Genomic DNA, 19454 nt, shown 5'->3' with positions numbered 1-19454 from the left:
AACAATGGAATTATCGACCTAAAACAGAGCGCTATTCAATTATTTTGGTGTGAGAGATGACAGAGCGGGATATTCCAGACAGTTGGTCTTCAGCCAGTGGAAGAAAGCCAGATCAAAACAAAAGATTATCCCGAACAGAGCAATTCGGTGAAACTCAACCATTTGATGTCCCAGCTACTGGTTCTACCTCCAAGTCAGTGAAGCGGCGAAAAAAAAACCATCGGGAAGGATTACCTATAAATAGTAATTCAGAAGAAACTGCCCAACTCAGTAGTACTTCTGGGAAATGGCCACGCTGGATGAAAAGCTGGACATTATGGCTAGTACTACTATTGTTGATTCCCGGCAGTGTAGGATTTTTGGCAATGGCAATGCTGTTAAAGTTGCCAGCTGCTCCTAATTGCCCCTCGATTTTCTGGCCCCTAGCTAGTGCTTCTGTCCGGCTACACTGCGCTCAATTGGCGGCTTCTAAGCAGACAGTAAACGACCTATTGCAAGCGATCGCTCTGGTGAAGCAACTACCACAAAATCACCCGTTGCATGGAGAAATCGATCGTTTTATTGAAGAATGGTCGCGGGATATTTTGAAGCTAGCCGATCAAAGTTTCCAAACAGGAAATTTAGAGGAAGCGATCGCTACTGCTCGTCAGATACCCGAAGATGTGGCAGCTTATAAATTAGTCGATGAACAAGTTGACAAATGGCAGTCAATTTGGTCAAAGGCTGAAGCCACATACAACGGTGCGATCGCAGAAGTAAAGGAACGACGCTGGCAATCGGCCTTCATGTTATCCGCCAAAATGCTGCGCGTAGACAATCAATTCTGGGCGGGTACTAAATACGACCAATTGAATCGTCTAATTGCCACAGCGCGGGAAGATGGCGATAAGTTAGGAAAAGCTGAAAGTTTAGCAAACAGCAAAGTTGTCGATAATTTACTGGAAGCCATCAAGCTAGCTGAATCCATTGGGCAGGAAAGTTACCTTTATCAAAAAGCTCAGGAAGCGGTTCCAGTTTTTGGACGCAAAATGCTGGAATTGGCACAGGCAAAACTAGACAAGCGGGATGCCGATGAAGCCCTGAATATTGCTCGACAAATTCCCGAAAGTGCGAAACTACAGGGCGAAACAGATGACTTTATTGCCATAGCTGACGCGAAAAGAAGTGCTTGGATAGGTAATGTTTCTGGTTTAGAGGCTGCGATCGCTCAAGCGCAACAAATCGATCCTTCCAGACCAGTGTATAACGAAGCACAGCAACTAATTGCTCGTTGGCAGTTGGAAATTGAAGATGTTGCCCATCTGGAAAAAGCCAGAATATTGGCTAGTCAGGGAACAGTCCCTAATTTAACAGCAGCGATCGCTCAAGTGGAACTCATCCCTGCTAATAACCCTAGAGGCGCAGAAGCTAGGCAAGAGATCGGTCGCTGGAATGCCCAGGTGGAGACAATTGAAGACCAACCTTACTTAGACCGCGCCGAACAGATAGCAATATTTGATGATATTAACTCCTTGCAAACTGCGATCGCTCAAGCCAGCGAAATTCGTAGAGGTCGGGCATTATATCCAGAAGCACGGAAAAAAATTCGTACTTGGGTAGGGAAAATTCAGCGAATTCAAGACCAACCCTACTTGGATCGAGCACAAGAACTGGCTCAGAGTGGAAATCTCACCGCCGCCATTAGCGCAGCCCAACAAATTGCCTCGTCGGGAAGGGCGCTTTCACAAGAAGCACAAGCTGCGGTAAATGACTGGGAAGGTCAAATCCGCACTAAAGAAAACTGGAAAAAAGCCCAGGAAGTGGGCGCGGCTGGCACGCCAGAAGCTTTGGTTGAAGCAATACGGCTGGCAGATCGGGTTTCAAACAATAGTATCTTACGTATGGATGCGAATCTGGCTATTGACCAATGGAGTCAGCAATTGTTAGAAATAGCCCGCTCTCAAGGTCAGTCTGATATTGCCAGAGGGATTGACATTGCCAAATCGATTCCACGCGGTAGTGCTGCTTACAGTGCGGCGCAAGAGCAAATTAAGACTTGGCAAGACTTTCTGAATCCTCAACCTCAACCTGAACCTAAGCCTCAGCTTCAGCCTCAACCTCAGACTGAATCTCTACCATTTCCTCAATCAACGACTAATACTACTGATGGGCAGTAATTCCTTATTAAAGATTAAAACCTTTTAATTCAGCATTTTCAAAGGGTATATCAGGGATGCTGGGGTGTAAAAAGAAACTTTCTTCAATGTGTCTCACAACATTTTTTAAGTAGGGTAGCATAGCTAGCTGTGCTACCCCACGAATATTTATTCCCCCATCACTCTCCCCATTCTTTAATTACAGAAAACAGTGATGAGTAGTCATCATCAGCAAATGACATTTTCACGGCTGTTTGCAAGATTTGCCGAACACCTTTAATACTACTGAGATCCAAACTTCGGGATTTCGCTTCTGAGATAAATAATTCTGTATCTTTGAGTAAATGTTTTGTGGGGAAGTTCGGATCGGCATAATTGCCATCCAACATTCTTTGTAGCTTTTTGTCAAAGGTAGGTGCGTAGAGTGGACTGTCGCGCAAAATTTGCATAAACACATCCACATCAACACCCTGACGCTGGACGAAAGCTAGACTCAGAGCAAAGCTAGTTGTTAGGGAAGCTATTAGTTGATTTAGTGCCAATTTGAGCGCCGCCGCAGATCCCACAGGCCCTATAAGTAAAGGTTCTGTCCCAAAATTTTGGAGTAACTTCAAATGGCGTTGATATTGTTCTGGCTGTGCCCCTACCATAACACTCAACTTGCCAGCTTTTGCTTCTGGAATACTCCCTAATACAGGTGCTTCTAAATACTCACCACCACCACCAACAACTGCATCTCTTATTTCCTGGCTTTCTGTGGGAGTAATTGTTCCCATTTGAATGATTGTGCGTCCTTCCAGAGTTTGCCAAGCAGTATCTGAAAGCAACACATTATAAATGGCCGGGGCATTAGTAAGCATGAGGATTACGCACTCAGCAGCACGAATGGCATGGCGGGGATGTGTAGCAATTTCAGCCCCAGATGCTTGTAGTGGTGCTAATTTTTCTGGGGTGCGATTGTAGGCAACTAGCTGTATATCTGCGGCTAATAACCTTTGAGCCATTGGTAGTCCCATCAGTCCAGTTCCCAGAAATGCCACCTTCATTTTTCATGTTCCTTTAATACAGCATCACCGATAGCGAGTTTTTGTTCGTGCAGCGAGCGTCTCGTGAATAGCTTCACAGCACATGGCGAACATCGCGTTTGCATTGTTTGATTCAAATTTAGTTGGAAAGTAGTTATTTGAGACTTAAGATCCAATCCCAAATCTCAGGTTTTCTACTCCCCACCGCTACTCTCTAACTTTGGCAATCAACCACCTGCGGCAAAAGTCACCATAATTATCACTGAAAGCAAAATACCAGGGGTAAGTAGTGTTGCTAGCATTAGCAGGTCATGAGTGGACATAATTATTACTTTGGTAATGTGTTTAACTTTACAGTATTCACTGTTATGCTAGTCTATATAAGATTGATACTGCATTCTTAAATAGAGTTTTAACTTTTCAAATATACCTTTACTTTGGCAGGGTCAATCCTTTTATTGGTTGAGAAGTTTCTGTATTGTTCAGACCTTTGCTCTGAATTAGGACTCCAAAGCCGCCTAGTCCTGTGGGATCTATAAGTTGGTGTAGTGCGTCGCGTCGCTGTAGTAACTCCAAGAGGGGTTGCTTTTGATAAGAAAGGGCTGCAATCCGTTCGTCGAAGACGCGGCTTAGCCGTTCGCCTAAACCCAACGCCATCAAAAATAATCCTTGCTGGATAAAACCAATATTCTTTAAATTGCACTTCTCGCCCCAGCGTTCCAGAGCCGTAAAGTCAACATGGGCAGTGATATCTTGTTGCCCAATATTAATATAGGGGTTGTCATGGAAACGATGCTGATAATAACACTGTAGCGTTCCTTGCGATCGCCTGGGATTATAGTAACGGCTGGCGGGGTAGCCATAATCAATTGTTAACACATAGCCGCGCTGCAAGCGGTCTGCTACTATACTCAACCATTCTAGAGCAGCTAAATTAATTTCACTACGGTAGCCATCTGGATATGCACTTTGGCTAAAGTCCATTTCCACTAAGTCTAAATATTCAGCTAGTTGGAGCGTTGAAGGTTCCCCTGTGACTTCCAGAAATGATAAGCATGTTTCTTTTTCATTACTATCTGTGGTTATATAGATTTCTCGGAGTTCTCCCGTTTCTAGGGTGAATTGATGCACGGGGAACGCATCTACTAACTCGTTGGAAAAAAAGCAGCCGACGATCGCATTTGGTGGTATATTCTCTAGATTGCACCAACGCACAGAGAAATCTTGCAAGCGTTGCTGCTGTTCTTGTCTTAAAGTTGGGGACTTTTCGACAATGATGTACTCCAGCGCAGTAAAAAAATCTGGGTAGTGTAGCTGATGATATTTGAGGATATGCAATGCTAGCAGCCCTTGACCTGCTCCCATTTCTACCAGAGAAAAGGGTATAGGTTTTCCTAAAATTTCCCACATTTGGAAAAATTGTTCTGCTAGTAACTCGCCAAAGTCAGCGCAGAGGTTAGGAGAGGTGAAAAAATCACCACCTTTGAAGCCTATTTTGAGTGCATCGGTGGAATAGTAGCCGTATTCAGGGTGGTATAATACCATATCCATGAATTGGGCGAAAGTAATTCGCTGCTGGGGACTGGTGGTAATGTAATTTGCGATCGCTGTACACAATGCTGGATTTGAATCCATAAAATTTGATATTTGAGATTAGATTAGGGTGTTGACAAATAAATTATGAGTAAAGCAAAACAAAATTCATAATTTATCTAATGGTCTACAAACCCCATTTACTTTAACTGACAAATCACATTCCATCAGGTACAAACAGATTGTTAAACTGGCCGCAATCGAAAGCCAGCGTACCATTTTTGGCAAATACGCTAAAACCATCTAAAAATTCTATGGCTGATTCATTCTCTGCATGAGGCCGATTTTGCTCATCCAGCAGCACTTTCTGTGGACGTTGACAGGTAAAACAGAAATCTTGAAAAAAGAATGTCCAACCACACTCAGAAACGTATGCTCTTAGTGTGTTCCATAAGTCTTCTTCTATGAAGCCGTGTAGACACGGTTTCTAACCGCCCTTTAACTTTCTAGTATGTAAGGGGCTGTTGCTAGAGTTTGTGCCCCTGCTTGCATCATTTCCATATTTGATGGCGACCAATGATGAGATCCTTGACAGTGATGTGCTGCTAGTAATCCCCATAATCCTCTGGGAATCAAAATTGGTACAACCAGGTTGGCACGAACCTGCATATTGCGGAGAAAATCTCGGTGACAAGATTCGATTGGCTCTAATTCAATATCAGCGATCGCTCTTACCCTTCCTGCCAAGTATAAAGCAGCGTACTCGTCGTTAAAACAACCATCTGGGCCAGTGGAACCCAGGATTGAAAATTCTTGAGAACTCAAAGATTCAAAAGTCACTTGTCCTTGCCACTGTCCGTAAAAGTAATACAACACTATCCGATCAACCTGAAGTGATTCTCTGAGTTGATTGGTTGTTTGCCGGACTAACTCATCGCGCTGCATTGTTTTAACAAGGCGATCGAGCAAATTTTGCAAACCCTGTTCATAGCGATCGCGGCGATGGTTAAATTCGGATTGAGGATGAATTTGCACGGTTCTAAAATGATGACTAAGTAAATGCTGCCGGATTTATATAGTAATTTATTAGACTTTATTTAAATGCATTGTTGTATTTATAGCAGCAATTCAATTGTAACGAAATATAATACTAGTGAACCTCTTCCGTGAATTTAAAATGAATTATTAAGAAGTTGCAATTTTTAATCTGCACTAGGGATGATTCATAATTATAAATTTAAAGTTAATAATTTTGGAATTTTACACATAATATGTGCATTGAGTTTTTGATAGCATAAATATAGCGATCGCTCGTTTGTATGCAATAGACTTTTACCTCTCCTAAAAAGCTATGGTGTACAAACTTTTATGTGACAAGTCAGTTTGTATTCATAGTTACAGAAAATTCTCAGCTAATATATAGCAGTTCTCAGTTGAGTGAGGTACAAGAACCCCTCCCCGCAAGCGATGAGGGGACTATGATGTACCTCATGTGATTAGGAAACGCTATACCGTTAAAAACTCATTGTAAAAAAAGAGCAGTTGCATAATACAACTGCTCTAAGAAATACTTAGATAAATATTTTCTACCTATCCACAGACCCCATAATCACATCAACACTACCAAGAATGACCACAATATCTGCAACTTTCATTCCGCGCAGTAAATGTGGAACAATCTGGAGGTTATTGAAATCTGCGGCGCGAATCTTCCACCGTGCAGGGAAGACATTATCATCGCCAACTAGATAAATTCCCAATTCACCTTTGCCACTTTCTACACGCGCATAGATTTCACCCTTCGGAATCTTGAAGGTAGGGGAAACCTTTTTACCAATGAATTGGTAATCAAATGCGTCCCACTCAGATTTTTTACCTGCGGCTAAACGCTTCGCTTCCAGATTTTCGTAAGGGCCGCCAGGAAGTCCTTTAAGTGCTTGGCGAAGGATTTTCACCGATTCGCGCATTTCCCGCATCCGAACTACGTAACGGGCAAAGCAATCACCAGCAGTTTCCCACTGCACATCCCAGTCGAAATCGTCGTAACATTCGTAATGGTCAACTTTCCGCAAATCCCATTGCACGCCAGAAGCGCGTAACATTGGGCCAGAAAGTCCCCAGTTAATTGCTTCTTCACGGGTGATAGTCCCTATACCCTCAACACGTCGCCGGAATATGGGGTTATCGGTTACTAAGCGTTCGTACTCATCAACTTTGGGTATTAAGTAGTCGCAGAATTCAAAACACTTATCTACCCAACCATAAGGTAAATCGGCTGCTACTCCACCAACGCGGAAGTAATTGTTATTTACCATCCGATAACCTGTGGCAGCTTCCCACAAATCATAAATCATTTCCCGTTCGCGGAACTGGTAGAAGAAGGGAGTTTGAGCGCCTACGTCAGCTAAGAAGGGGCCAAACCATAGCAAGTGGTTAGCGATGCGGTTCAACTCCAGCATGATGACGCGGATGTAGCTAGCGCGTTTGGGGACAGCGACACCTGCAAGTTTTTCTGGGGCGTTAACAGTAACCGCTTCGTTGAACATTCCCGCAGCGTAGTCCCAGCGACTAACGTAAGGGACATACATTACATTAGTACGGTTCTCAGCGATTTTTTCCATTCCTCGGTGCAAATAGCCGATGACCGGTTCACAGTCAACGACATCCTCGCCATCCAGAGTCATGATTAGCCGCAGAACCCCGTGCATTGAGGGGTGGTGTGGCCCCATGTTTAGCACCATTGGTTCAGTGCGGGTTTCTAGTCTGGTCATAGATTTCGTGTTCTCCTGTTTTGTTCGTGTAGCGTGCCGAAAGCAAATTTTGAATTGAACCGCTTAGATGCCAACCAGAATGTTTCAGTTTGTTGCACTTCTTCAATTATTATATGGAAGCTCGATATCCACTTAATTAAGGCATCGGATTTTTTTCACTTCATCGTGCTGAAACAAGGGGACAATGCCCAACAACTTCTGAGTTTTTACGTAAGCCATAGAGATGTTGTGTCAGTTATATTACAGTTTTCTGACGCTAATACATATCTATGACTTTCAATCAAGAGCGTTTTGATAAGCTAATTCAGAAGTTAGAAGTTTTTGCTAATAAACAACCGTATCTTTATAAATTGCATGTTGCTTTTTTGGCTACTTTAGGCTACGCATATATATTTTTGGTTTTAGGTGTAACGTTGACTTTGTTAGTAAGTATTATTTTGGGGATACTTAACGCTCACTCAATTTCTAACTTATCTTTGACAAATCTTCTGTTTTTGCTGACCTTAGCATTCGTATTACTGCGATCGCTTTGGTTTTCTTTTCCTCCACCTACAGGTTTACCACTGCAACCCAAGGATGTACCCAATCTCTATTCTTTAATTAACGAAATCTCATCGAAGCTAAAAGCTCCACGGTTTCACCACATCCTGCTCACCAACGATTTTAATGCAGGGGTTCTCCAAATACCACGCTTAGGTTTGCTGGGATGGCAGCAAAATTACTTAATTGTCGGTCTACCGCTCATGCTAGCACTCCCACCCGAACAATTTCGTGCCGTCTTAGCCCATGAACTGGGACATTTATCAGGAAATCATAGCCGCTTTAGTGGTTGGATTTATCGTCAACGTGAAACTTGGTATCGCATTCTTAAAGGACTCCAACAAAGTGGACACGATCTATCATTGTTAATTTTTCAACTGTTTTTGATATGGTACATCCCATTTTTTAATGCTTATTCTTTTGTATTAGCACGGATGGATGAATATGAAGCAGATAGATGTGCTGTTGATTTAACGGGAGAACAAAATATTGCTAAAGCTTTGATAAGTTTTCAGGTCAAATCTAGATTTTTAGAAAGATATTTTTGGTCTAGTATTTATAAACAAATACAGACAGAAATTGAACCACCAAAAATGACTTATATGGATATGAGGGAGGTTTTAAGCCAGAGACTTAATCAGGAAATTACAAGTACTTATTTAAGTGAAGCTTTATCGAAAAAAACCAACAATGCTGATACTCACCCTTGCCTGACAGATAGATTAAAAGCCTTGGGATATATCGCCGATACTCAGCAGGAATTAGCTATCTTTGCACCAATTGAAATTAGTGCTGCCCAAGAATTTTTAGGAGATAAGTTAGAGAGTTTTATTGATTATTTTAGTCAAGATTGGCGAGAAAAGATAGCAACACCTTGGCGACAAAAATATGCTGAGTTTCAAAAATCGATAGCTACATTAAAAGATTTAAGTCACAAATCGCAAAAACAACACCTAACTCTAGAAGAAGCTAGTCAGCAAGCATTTTTGACATTGGAACTTGAAGGCGAAGAAGCTGTTATACCTCTATTACAAGAAATTATTCATCGTGATGCTTATCATGCATCAGCTAATTATTTATTAGGTCAAATATTATTAAAAAAACAAGATGCGACTGGAATAAAATACATTGAAAAGGCAATAGAGCAAGACTCAAGTATAGTCATAGGAGGTTGTCAGATAATTTGCTCTTTTCTTAAAAACCAAGATAAAAATAATGAGGCGAAGTCTTATCAAGAACGTGCCGAAAATTATCATAAATTAATTTTAAAAGCACAGCAAGAGCGATCTAAATTGAAAAAAGATGATAAATTTTACCCTCATAATATTTCGGATATAGAGGTAAATAAGCTTTGTCAGCAGTTATCTCATTACCCGCAGATAATAACTGCTTATTTAGTTCAAAAGAATTTGCAACATTTTCCTGAAAAACCACTTTATGTTCTAGCTTTAAAGCGTGGATTTAGTTTTTGGGAAGGTAGTCGTATTTATGAAACCGATAACTCTAAAATTGTTCAGAGCTTATTAAATGAAAATGAATTGCCCGATAATGTATTCATTTTTATTTTAAATAGCAATTTAAGTATGGAGAAAAAATTAAAACGGATATCAAATTCGATGATTTACCAGAAAAAAGGTAAAAAATAGGATGAATTAGATCCCGACTTCTTAAAGGAGTCGGGGATTTGGACAACGCGAATTTATGCCTACGGCAGGCTACGCCAACACAAATCAAATAGAATTGCTATAGATGCTTAAAGTTCAACACCTAGAATCAGCTTTAGGTATGGAATTTATGATATTTTCCTTTTGTGTCTTTGTACTTTAAAAACTATTTTTTAGCTATAAACCCACAAAGACACAAAGAAAAGAATACATAATTAAAGTTCATCTGTGGTTTTTTGCCCTAAGTCTCATGAATCGTCAGCTAGCTATTGAAGAACCGATATTTTCCCATCTACCAGTTTTACCGCAGGAAGTTATTGCAGGTCTAGCGGTATCTCCAGGAGGTCATTATCTTGATACGACGGTAGGCGGTGGTGGTCACAGCCGTTTAATTTTAGCAGCTGCGCCAGATGTGCAATTAACGGCGATTGACCAAGATGAGGATGCTTTAGCAGCAGCGAGGAAAGAATTAGCTGAGTTTGGCGATCGCATACAATTTATCTATAGCAATTTTGCTGACTACAAATTTCCCCCTAATACTTTCGATGGTATTCTCGCCGATTTGGGGGTAAGTTCTTACCATTTAGACCAAGCAGAAAGGGGTTTCAGCTTTCGCCAAGCTGCAAATTTGGATATGCGAATGGATCGAGGGCGATCGCTAACTGCTGCTGATATCATTAATAATTGGGATGAAGCAGAATTAGCTGATATTTTCTTTAAGTACGGTGAAGAGAGATTATCACGGCGCATTGCTCGTCGCATTGTTGAACGCCGACCGTTGCACACGACTACAGAATTAGCTGATGCGATCGCTTCTTCTGTTCCCCCAAAATACCGTTATGGGAGAATTCACCCCGCTACTCGTGTTTTTCAAGCTCTGCGAATTGTCGTCAACGACGAGTTAAAATCTCTAGAAACCTTTTTAGATAAAGCACCAAACGCCCTTGTCCCTGGTGGCAGAATTGCGATTATCAGTTTTCACAGTTTGGAAGACCGCCCGGTGAAGCATGGTTTAAGAAATTCACCTTTATTAAAGGTCTTGACAAAAAAGCCGATTATTGCTAGAGAAGAGGAAATTGGTAAAAATCCGCGATCGCGATCGGCCAAACTAAGGATAGCTGAAAAGTTCCTGAATATTGAGTAAGGTGATGAGCAGATAAAGAGACAGGGGAGTAGAGGGAATACGGTTCGGATAAGGTTTTTTGATGACACGCCCTAGATCGCAAAGACGCGATAAATCGCCGTTTTTACAATAATCAGTCCTTTGTAGAGACGGCGATTTATCGCGTCTCTTGCCTTAACCGAACTCTCCAATTCCCAATTCCTTAAAAGAGCGATCTGTTAATCTAGCGTTGTTGGTAAGTTAAAAAATAATAGATGGAAATTAATAATCTGTTTACAGCAGGTGGCATAGTCATGTGGCCTCTGCTGGCGTTCTCTTTGTTAGGCGTAGCCCTGATTATCGAACGGATCGTCTTTTGGGTAAGAATAAGTAATCGGCAAAATAAGATAGTGCGAGAGGTGTTACAGCTTTATCGCCTGGATAATGTAGTTAGTGCTTTAGATAAGTTGCAGAAGAATGCTGATTTACCAATCGCCCGAATTTTTTTAGCAGCTTTAGAATTAGAGGAGCCGACACCAGAAGAATTTCGTTTGGCATTAGAAAGTGAAGCACAAGGCGAAATTCCCTTACTGAAGCGATCGCAAAACATTTTTGAGACAATTATTGGTCTTGCGCCTCTGTTGGGACTTCTAGGCACTGTTTTAGGATTAATTAACTCCTTTGCCTCTCTAAATATTGGAGATGTGGGAGGTACTAAAACAACAGGTGTAACATCTGGAATTAGTGAAGCTTTAGTATCCACAGCATCAGGGTTAGTAGTAGCAATCTTTACATTATTATTTGCTAATACCTTCCGCGGACTCTACCAGCGCCAGATAGCTTGGATTCAAGAATATGGTGGACAGTTAGAATTACTCTACCGTCGTCGCTATGAAAGAGGTGATAAATCTTATGTGCCTAATAGATAAAGCGGAATTGGGTAATTGTAAATTAGGAATCGGTAATTGGGATTAGTTTACTACTTGTTACCGATTTTGCTCTGCAATTTTTGACTCTAATATTGTTCTAAAATAACAAATAGCTTTTTTCAATACAGTTTTCGAGGGAATATTCCATGACTATTTGGGTAAATGAGCAAATCGATCCGTCTGGGATGATTCATGCCTGTATTGCTACTTGTAATGAATCTCAAGCTAAAGAGTGTCATGATTCCTTCCAGAATAATTTGACCGAGAAGCAAAAGGAAGCAGGCTGGATAGCGCAATTAAGGACAGTAGATTCTTGGGATGAAGTGCCGGTGAATTCTTTAAAACTCAATTAATTGGGTGAGATGGAGTTCATTGTTGGGGTTTTAATCGAACAGATTTCAGGAGCATAGGCATAGCCAGGTCTTGGACACTCTGCATCTATGCTAATGCCTATAGCGATCGCAGCAAATCCCATAAACACAGGTTAATAAAGGATAAAATTCGGATTAAAATTATCAAATTATTATCTTATGCTTCTAAAAAAAGTAATATAAAAGAGGAAAATGATGATTTTTCTGAACTTTTAAGAGCTATCATCTATACCGTAGATTGAATTAAAAAACTTGTATAAGCCGAATCAATTTAGTGAACTATCCCAAAGTTTACACTTCGGAGCAAGCCTGTCCTATTAACTTAGTTGGCGAAACAGGACAAGCGGTTCAAATTTCAATTCATGCTCCCAGTCAATATATCTGTGCTAACTGCGAACGGATATTACCAGATTGGAAACGGCAGCCATTTTTACGAGTCGTGATTGTCTTACAGCGATCGCGTTATCAATTAGTCAAAAAGACGGCAGAAGTAGAGTCAGAGAAAGAACGCTTACGAGAAAAATTTATGCGATTTGGCTGTGATTTAGCATTTAATCTGCGCGATCGCGGCTATTTAACTGACCTGATCGACCCTCGTACAGGCTACCCTTTACTGTCTCATCCCGGCGCAATTCCTCACGATGACACAGCAGTTGTCAAAGCTTTACTCAACTATCCAGTGATTAAAAATCAATGCCGTGTGTTAATTCATCCCGAATGGGGTGCAGCAGTTTATCCTAGCATTTTGATATCAGAAGCTCCCCCAATTGCGATCGAATGGGTTACAAAAGGCATAGCAGCCATGCATGGGTGGAGAGAAATTGATTATTAATTGGGCGTTGGATTGCTCTCCTTTAATATTTGGGTTCTTCCTTCAGAGTTAATCTGGCGGCTGTCAGTTCTCAGGCTAATCAAATTGACAAATAGATTCTGGTTTTACAGGACAGATTTTGTGTTGATTCGGGTTATTTTTAATATTAAGAAGATACAACTTTGTTAGAGTGGATAAAGACTTGATATCGCTGATTTCATTTGATTTAAGGTCGAGATCATTCAAATTAGTCAAATTGGACAAAGGTTTGATATCGCTAATTTCATTTGAGCCAAGTGAGAGGGAAATTAAATTAGCCAAATGGGACAAAGGTCTAATATCGCTGATTTGATTGGAGTTGAGGTCGAGATTAGTCAAATTACTCAGAGTAGACAAAGGCTTGATATCGCTGATTTGATTTTCAAAGAGATAGAGATAAGTTAAATGAATCAGAGTAGACAAAGGCTTGATATCACTGATTTGATTGGAGTAGAGATTGAGATACGTCAAATTAGTTAAATTAGACAAAGGCTTGACATCGCTGATTTTATTTGGGCCGAGGTGGAGAAAAGTCAAATTAATTAAATTGGACAAAGGCTTGATATCGCTGATTCTATTTGAGTGGAGGGAGAGAGAAGTCAAATTAGTCAGAGTAGACAAAGGCTTGATATCGCTGATTCTATTTGAGTAGAGGTAGAGAATATTCAAATTAGTCAGAGTAGACAAAAGCTTGATATCACTGATTTCATTTGAGTGGAGGTTCAGATAAGTTAAATTAGTCAGAGTGGACAAAGGCTTGATATTACTGATTTTATTTGAGTAGAGGTAGAGATAAGTCAAATGAGTCAGATTGGACAAAGGCTTGATATCGCTGATTTTATTTGCAAATAGGTCGAGAACATTCAAATTAGTCAGAGCAGACAAAGGCTTGATATCGCTGATTTCATTTGAGTGGAGGGAGAGAATAGTCAAACGAGTCAGAGCAGACAAAGGCTTGACATTGCTGATTTTATTTGAGGCGAGGTTAAGAGCAGTCAAATTAGTCAGAGTAGACAAAGGCTTGATATCGCTGATTTGATTGAAGTCGAGGTCGAGATAAGTTAAATTAGTCAGAGTGGACAAAGGCTTGATATCGCTGATTTCACTTGATCTGAGTGAGAGAGAAGTCAAATGAGTGAGATTGGACAAAGGCTTGATATCGCTAATTTCACTTGAGTAGAGGTACAGTTTAGTCAAATGAGTGAGATTGGACAAAGGCTTGATATCGCTGATTTCACTTGAGCCATCGCTGATTTCACTTGAGCCGAGGTAGAGTTCAGTCAAATTAGTCAGAGCAGACAAAGGCTTGATATCACTGATTTCATTTGAGTGGAGGTCGAGATAAGTCAAATTAGTCAGCTTTTGGTTAGCCTCTTTGCAATTTTGAGTCTGGGCTGTTTCTAACAGTACCTCAACAGTATGTTTTGTCTGTGGAGGTAAAGTTGATTTCTGCTGACACCAATCTGTAAAGCTTTTGGGATTTTCCACAGGAGCAGCAATAGTCTGGGTAGTGTAAAATCCTAAAGTAAAAGTAAATATTGTGGCGATGCTTAATTTAAGTTTCATTGTGGTTTTTTTTCTTGATTTAGTAGACTGTTTGCTAATTGCTATGTTGAATCAATCAGTAAAGGTATAGCACCTATATATAGGTGTACTGAGGTCAGCTATCAATCTTAATTGAAACTAATTAAAATGACAAAAATATTCTGATTTCAAAGGACATATTTTGGAGGCGATCGGGTTATTCTTAATATCAATATAATTCAACTTTGTTAGAACAGATAAAGCTTTGATATCACTGATTTTATTTGAATCAAGACCGAGAGAAGTCAAATTAGTCAGAGTTGACAAAGGCTTGATATCGCTGATTTTATTTGAGTCTAGGGAGAGAAAAGCCAAATTAGTCAGAGTGGACAAAGGCTTAATATCACTGATTTCATTTGAGTGAAGAGAGAGTTCAGTCAAATTAGTCAGAGCGGATAAAGGTTTGATATCGCTGAGTTGATTTGATCCTAGGGAGAGAAAAGCCAAACTAGTCAGAGTGGACAAAGGGTTGATATCGTTGATTTCATTTGAGTAGAGGCTGAGTCGAGTCAAATTATTCAGAGTAGACAAAGCCTTGATATCGCTGATTTTATTTGAGCCGAGGTCGATTTCAGTCAAAACATGGATAGACAAAGTGAGTTACTAGTCTCATTTAAAGCTCATCAAATTGACAAATAGATTCTGGTTTTACAGGACATATTTTTGGTGCGATCTGATTATTCTTAATATTAAGAAAAGTCAAATTAGTCAGAGCGGATAGAGACTTGATATCGCTGATTTTATTTGAGTTAAGGGAGAGTTCAGTCAAATTAGTCAGAGCGGATAGAGACTTGATATCGCTGATTTCATTTGATTCAAGGGAGAGAATAGTCAATTTAGTCAGATTAGACAAAGGCTTGATATTGCTGATTTCATTTGAATTGAGGTAGAGATAAGTCAAATTAGTCAGAGTGGACAAAGGCTTAATATCACTGACTTCATTTGAGCGGAGGGAGAGAGAAGTTAAATTAGTCAGAGTGGACAAAGGTTTGATATCGCTGATTTTATTTGATCGGAGGGAGAGAGCAGTCAAATTAGTCAGAGTAGACAAAGGCTTGATATTGCTGATTTCATTTGTGTCAAGGTTAATAGAAGTCAATTTTTTCAGAGCAGACAAAGGCTTGATATCGCTGATTTCATTTATGCCGAGGTCGATAGAAGTCAAATTAGTCAGAGCAGACAAATGCTTGATATCACTGATTTTGTTTGAGTGAAGGTCGATAGAAGTCAATTTTTTCAGAGCAGATAAAGGTTTAATATCGCTGATTTCATTGAAATTGAGGTTGAGAGAAGTCAAATTAGTCAGAGCAGACAAAGGTTTGATATTGCTGATTTCATTTGAGCCGAGGTCGATTTCAGTCAAATTAGTCAGAGTAGACAAAGGCTTGATATCACTGATTTTATTTGAGTTGAGGGAGAGTTTAGTCAAATTAGTCAGCTTTTGCTTGGCCTGCTTGCAATTTTGAGTCTGGGCTTTTTCTAAAAGAACCTCAACAGTATGTTTTGTCTCTTGAGGTAAAGTTGATTTCTGCTGGCACCAATCTGTAAAGCTTTTGGGATTTTCCAGAGGAGCAGCAATGGTCTGTGTGGTGTAAAATCCCAAAGTAAAAGTAAATATTGTGGCGATCGCTAAAGTAAGTTTCATTGCGTGATATTATACTTTCAAGGTATGCAATTACACTATACAAGCATTACTTAAGACTTAGTATAAAAAAGTAGTTCAGGAAAAATAAAATCAGCTATTTTTCGGTCGCCGTAGTTTCTTAGAATTAATCGGGCCGAGAATTTGATTAAGGCTACGCAATTGTTCTGCTGTACCCATACCAATTAGCCGATCGCCTGGCATTAAGACTGTATCGCCAGTGGGGCCACCAATTAAAGTCCCATCAACGCGGCGAATTGCCAGAACTAATGCCCCAGATTGCGATCGCAATCTCGCTTTTTGCAAACTCTGACCCACAAAGGGACAAAAAGCCGGGTCGAGTAAAAATTCTTCCATGTATAACTGGCGATCTGCACCTGTTAAAATCCCGTCTACAAAGTCCAACACTTGGGGTCTGAGAGCCGCAGCAGCCATGCGTTTCCCACCAGTAATATAGGGGGATATGACTTCATCTGCGCCACCGCGTCGTAACTTCTGTAAAGCTTCTTCTGTACTTGCGCGGGCAATGACCCGAATTCCAGAATTCAGTGTTTTAGCGGATAGGACTATGTATAAATTTTCGGCATCGGAAGGCAGGGCTGCAACAATACACATCGCCCTTTCAATACCAACTTTCAAAAGCGTATCATCTAGGGTAGCATCACCTTGGAATGCTGTATAACCTTCCATCTGCGCCCTTTGCACAGATTCCATCTCCGAATCAATCACTACAAAAGGTACGCCTTCTGCCTGAAATTCCTTGGCAATTTGCCGACCAGTTCGACTAAATCCACAGATGATGTAATGTTCTGACAGGGATTCCATTAACCGCCTCTGTTGTTGTAGCCGAATTCCTTCTTGAAAGTAGCCTTGAATAATCGCTTCTGTAAATCTATTGACAATGTAACCAATATTGACTACACCCAACAAAATCAGGGCAATCGTAAACAATCGTCCGCGGCTACCCAGTGGATGAGTCTCACCGTATCCCACAGTCGCTAGAGTGATGACTGTCATGTAAGCCGCATCTTCCCATGCCCAGCCCTCCACTAATGAGTACCACGAAGTGCCAATGAGGAAAACACCGCCAAGAGCGATCGCCCCAGCCATTAACTCCTTTTGGATACGTTGATATTTTTGCTCAAGTGTTGAGAATGAAGTAACAATAGTACTTTTAACCTACTTTTTCTAGTTTTCTGCTAACTTTTTAGTATATTTAAACTCAGTTTGACTTTGAGGATTAACTGATGGCTCAAGCCCTACAAAGAAAACTAGTTACGTTTGAAGAATTTATCACTAAATACCCTGAAAACTCAAATAAACGCTACGAATTACACGATGGAGTAGTAATTGACATACCACCACCGACAGGCGACCATGAGGAGATTATTTTATTTTTAATCGAGAGATTTATTTTAGAATATACCCGACTGAAGCTATCTTATGGCTGTCCCAAAACAGCATTTGTAAAACATCAACTCGACCTGTTTCGTGGAAGCCAACCCATCCAATCACCCACTTTCCCAGAATTGGATTTAACCGCAGAGCAGATTTTTAATGCTGGTAATATCTGAACGACATTTTTTGAACCGATAAAAATTACTGAAATCCTTATTCAGAAAGGGTTACGTTGATTTTATTAAACACGCTGTTCATTCCCCACCTGATTCTGTAGCACAAAATCAAGTGGGGAATGTGAGATATAAACGTTAACTTAAAAAGAAGTACGAATTGTGCTAAATAAAAAGTAATTTTTAGGGATTTCTAGGAAACTAGTAAATAACTATATAATGAAAAACTTTCAGGAGGAGCGGTAGTGAGCCTACAAACTCTCGTTGACGAAGCCACCATCCCCCCAGATTCAGGGTCTGTAACGTCTAATCCCTTTGATACAGATAGCTTTAATCAAGCTGTCATGTCTACCTACGGTCGGTTTCCCTTAGCCCTAGAACGGGGTGCTGGGTGCCGGGTTTGGGATACACAGGGGCGCGAATATCTAGACTTTGTAGCGGGAATTGCCACTTGTACTTTGGGACACGCCCACCCAGTTATGGTAGAAGCGGTAACACGCCAAATCCAGAAGCTGCATCATGTCTCTAATTTGTACTATATTCCTGAACAAGGAGAATTGGCAAAATGGCTCGTTGAACATTCTTGTGCCGATCGCGTATTTTTCTGCAATTCTGGAGCAGAGGCTAACGAAGCCGCAATAAAACTGGCGCGGAAATATGCCCACACAGTATTAGACATTGAAAAACCAATAATTTTAACCGCCAATGCCAGTTTCCACGGGCGGACTTTAGCAACTGTTACCGCCACTGGACAACCAAAATATCAAAAGCATTTCGATCCTTTGGTTCCTGGGTTCCACTACGTAAATTACAACGATATTAACGCTGTGGAAGTGGCGATTAGCGAGTTGGATGAAGGCGATTATCGGGTAGCGGCGATTCTGATTGAGCCATTGCAGGGAGAAGGCGGTGTGCGTCCGGGAGATGTTGCCTATTTCAAAAAGCTTCGGCAGATTTGCGACGAAACTGGCGTTTTGTTGATTTTTGATGAAGTGCAAGTTGGTATGGGGCGCAGTGGCAAATTATGGGCTTACGAACATCTCGGCGTTGAACCGGATATCTTCACCAGTGCCAAGGGCTTAGGTGGCGGTATCCCCATCGGTGCGATGATGAGCAAGAAATTCTGCGATGTGTTTCAACCGGGGGAACACGCCAGCACCTTTGGCGGCAATCCATTTGTGTGTGGTGTAGCACTCAGTGTTTGCCAGACATTGGAACGGGAAAATATTTTGCAGAATGTGCAAGACAGGGGCGAACAGTTACGAACCGGATTAAGAGCGATCGCAGCTAAATATCCTCAGTACATTGGCGAAGTTCGGGGTTGGGGTTTAATCAACGGTTTGGAGTTACGAGCCGATATTCAACTAACCGCAGCCGATATCGTCAATGCTGCCATCAAGGAGAGCGTATTGCTGGTACCAGCCGGGCCAAAAGTAGTCCGATTTGTACCACCGCTAATTGTCACAGAGGCAGAAGTAAACACTGCCTTGGAAGCTGTGGAAAAGGCGATGTCTAACGACAAGCTGTAGGGCATCTACGCAACTTTTACAAAGCGAGGATAAGTATTTGTGTCTATTTCTCGCTTTTTCTTTGTTTTATCAGGATTCGCGGAAAACCCCATCCGTCTGTACGGTGGGGATTATTGCGGTCTGCGGAGCGCAGCGCAGTAGACAATCATTCTTTTCCGCCTGACTGCTCTTTAATGTAATCTTTGACTATTTCCAATGGCGCTCCACC

At 41.0% G+C, this 19454-nt stretch carries 19 protein-coding genes; 8 read left to right on the top strand and 11 right to left on the bottom strand.

Annotated features, from left to right (window positions below; all coding sequences use genetic code 11):
• Positions 1-56 precede the first annotated feature (56 nt).
• Positions 57-2156 carry a chromosome segregation ATPase gene (locus CDG77_RS16725; protein ID WP_094330477.1) on the top strand — a complete coding sequence of 700 codons (2100 nt, stop codon included), beginning with the start codon at positions 57-59 and terminating at the stop codon, positions 2154-2156.
• Positions 2157-2314: 158 nt separating this feature from the next.
• Here the strand turns inward: CDG77_RS16725 and CDG77_RS16720 are convergent, their stop codons facing one another.
• From CDG77_RS16720 to CDG77_RS38565, 6 genes are all read right to left on the bottom strand, one after another.
• Entirely contained in the window at positions 2315-3181 is an 867-nt protein-coding gene (locus tag CDG77_RS16720; RefSeq protein ID WP_094330476.1) for an NAD(P)-dependent oxidoreductase, read from the bottom strand.
• A 411-nt stretch (positions 3182-3592) separates the two neighbouring features.
• Positions 3593-4795, bottom strand: a complete 1203-nt coding sequence (locus CDG77_RS16715; RefSeq protein WP_094330475.1) for a class I SAM-dependent methyltransferase — start codon at positions 4793-4795, stop codon at positions 3593-3595.
• A gap of 115 nt (positions 4796-4910) precedes the next feature.
• Positions 4911-5159: a DUF6745 domain-containing protein gene (locus CDG77_RS39110; protein WP_442946427.1), complete on the bottom strand. Its 249-nt coding sequence runs from the start codon at positions 5157-5159 to the stop codon at positions 4911-4913.
• Between the two features lie 32 nt (positions 5160-5191).
• Entirely contained in the window at positions 5192-5728 is a 537-nt protein-coding gene (locus CDG77_RS16710; protein ID WP_094330474.1) for a GAF domain-containing protein, read from the bottom strand.
• Positions 5729-6279: 551 nt separating this feature from the next.
• Positions 6280-7464 carry an NAD(P)H-quinone oxidoreductase subunit H gene (locus CDG77_RS16705; RefSeq protein WP_094330473.1) on the bottom strand — a complete coding sequence of 395 codons (1185 nt, stop codon included), beginning with the start codon at positions 7462-7464 and terminating at the stop codon, positions 6280-6282.
• 454 nt (positions 7465-7918) lie between these two features.
• A complete protein-coding gene (locus tag CDG77_RS38565; RefSeq protein ID WP_258169807.1) occupies positions 7919-8050 on the bottom strand; it encodes a hypothetical protein in 132 nt (43 codons plus the stop codon).
• A 112-nt stretch (positions 8051-8162) separates the two neighbouring features.
• Here CDG77_RS38565 and CDG77_RS16700 point away from each other — a divergent pair, with 112 nt between their 5' ends.
• The 4 genes from CDG77_RS16700 (at position 8163) to CDG77_RS16685 (ending at position 12052) form a co-directional block, all read left to right on the top strand.
• Entirely contained in the window at positions 8163-9650 is a 1488-nt protein-coding gene (locus CDG77_RS16700; protein ID WP_223269837.1) for a M48 family metallopeptidase, read from the top strand.
• A gap of 268 nt (positions 9651-9918) precedes the next feature.
• Positions 9919-10812 carry a 16S rRNA (cytosine(1402)-N(4))-methyltransferase RsmH gene (gene rsmH / locus CDG77_RS16695; protein ID WP_094330471.1) on the top strand — a complete coding sequence of 298 codons (894 nt, stop codon included), beginning with the start codon at positions 9919-9921 and terminating at the stop codon, positions 10810-10812.
• Positions 10813-11045: 233 nt separating this feature from the next.
• On the top strand, positions 11046-11699 hold the full coding sequence (locus tag CDG77_RS16690) for a MotA/TolQ/ExbB proton channel family protein (protein ID WP_094330470.1): 654 nt from the start codon (positions 11046-11048) through the stop codon (positions 11697-11699).
• Between the two features lie 146 nt (positions 11700-11845).
• Entirely contained in the window at positions 11846-12052 is a 207-nt protein-coding gene (locus tag CDG77_RS16685; protein ID WP_094330469.1) for a glycogen debranching protein, read from the top strand.
• Here the strand turns inward: CDG77_RS16685 and CDG77_RS38560 are convergent.
• Positions 12049-12180 (bottom strand): hypothetical protein, encoded by a 132-nt coding sequence (locus CDG77_RS38560; protein ID WP_262985162.1) that lies wholly within the window; start codon positions 12178-12180, stop codon positions 12049-12051. The genes CDG77_RS16685 and CDG77_RS38560 overlap by 4 nt on opposite strands.
• Before the next feature lie 164 nt (positions 12181-12344).
• Here CDG77_RS38560 and CDG77_RS16680 point away from each other — a divergent pair, with 164 nt between their 5' ends.
• On the top strand, positions 12345-12902 hold the full coding sequence (locus tag CDG77_RS16680) for a methylmalonic aciduria and homocystinuria type D protein (protein ID WP_181154475.1): 558 nt from the start codon (positions 12345-12347) through the stop codon (positions 12900-12902).
• Between the two features lie 75 nt (positions 12903-12977).
• Here the strand turns inward: CDG77_RS16680 and CDG77_RS16675 are convergent, their stop codons facing one another.
• The 4 genes from CDG77_RS16675 to CDG77_RS16660 all read right to left on the bottom strand — a co-directional run bounded on the left by CDG77_RS16675 (position 12978) and on the right by CDG77_RS16660 (position 17256).
• Positions 12978-14486 carry a leucine-rich repeat domain-containing protein gene (locus tag CDG77_RS16675; RefSeq protein ID WP_094330467.1) on the bottom strand — a complete coding sequence of 503 codons (1509 nt, stop codon included), beginning with the start codon at positions 14484-14486 and terminating at the stop codon, positions 12978-12980.
• A gap of 117 nt (positions 14487-14603) precedes the next feature.
• Positions 14604-15098 carry a leucine-rich repeat domain-containing protein gene (locus CDG77_RS16670; protein ID WP_094330466.1) on the bottom strand — a complete coding sequence of 165 codons (495 nt, stop codon included), beginning with the start codon at positions 15096-15098 and terminating at the stop codon, positions 14604-14606.
• A gap of 19 nt (positions 15099-15117) precedes the next feature.
• Positions 15118-16149, bottom strand: coding sequence for a leucine-rich repeat domain-containing protein (locus tag CDG77_RS16665; protein WP_094330465.1), 1032 nt, complete (start codon positions 16147-16149; stop codon positions 15118-15120).
• Positions 16150-16239: 90 nt separating this feature from the next.
• On the bottom strand, positions 16240-17256 hold the full coding sequence (locus CDG77_RS16660) for a potassium channel family protein (RefSeq protein ID WP_094330464.1): 1017 nt from the start codon (positions 17254-17256) through the stop codon (positions 16240-16242).
• A gap of 137 nt (positions 17257-17393) precedes the next feature.
• Between CDG77_RS16660 and CDG77_RS16655 the strand changes: the two genes are divergently transcribed.
• Both CDG77_RS16655 and CDG77_RS16650 read left to right on the top strand, forming a co-directional pair.
• The gene (locus CDG77_RS16655) at positions 17394-17720 is read left to right on the top strand and encodes a Uma2 family endonuclease (protein WP_094330463.1); all 327 of its coding nucleotides are present in this window, start codon (positions 17394-17396) and stop codon (positions 17718-17720) included.
• 242 nt (positions 17721-17962) lie between these two features.
• Entirely contained in the window at positions 17963-19246 is a 1284-nt protein-coding gene (locus CDG77_RS16650) for an aspartate aminotransferase family protein (protein ID WP_094330462.1), read from the top strand.
• Positions 19247-19454: the final 208 nt, after the last annotated feature.

The organism is Nostoc sp. 'Peltigera membranacea cyanobiont' 213 (genome assembly GCF_002245975.1).
Taxonomy (GTDB): Bacteria; Cyanobacteriota; Cyanobacteriia; order Cyanobacteriales; family Nostocaceae; genus Nostoc.
This window is presented reverse-complemented; position numbering and strand designations above follow the sequence as displayed.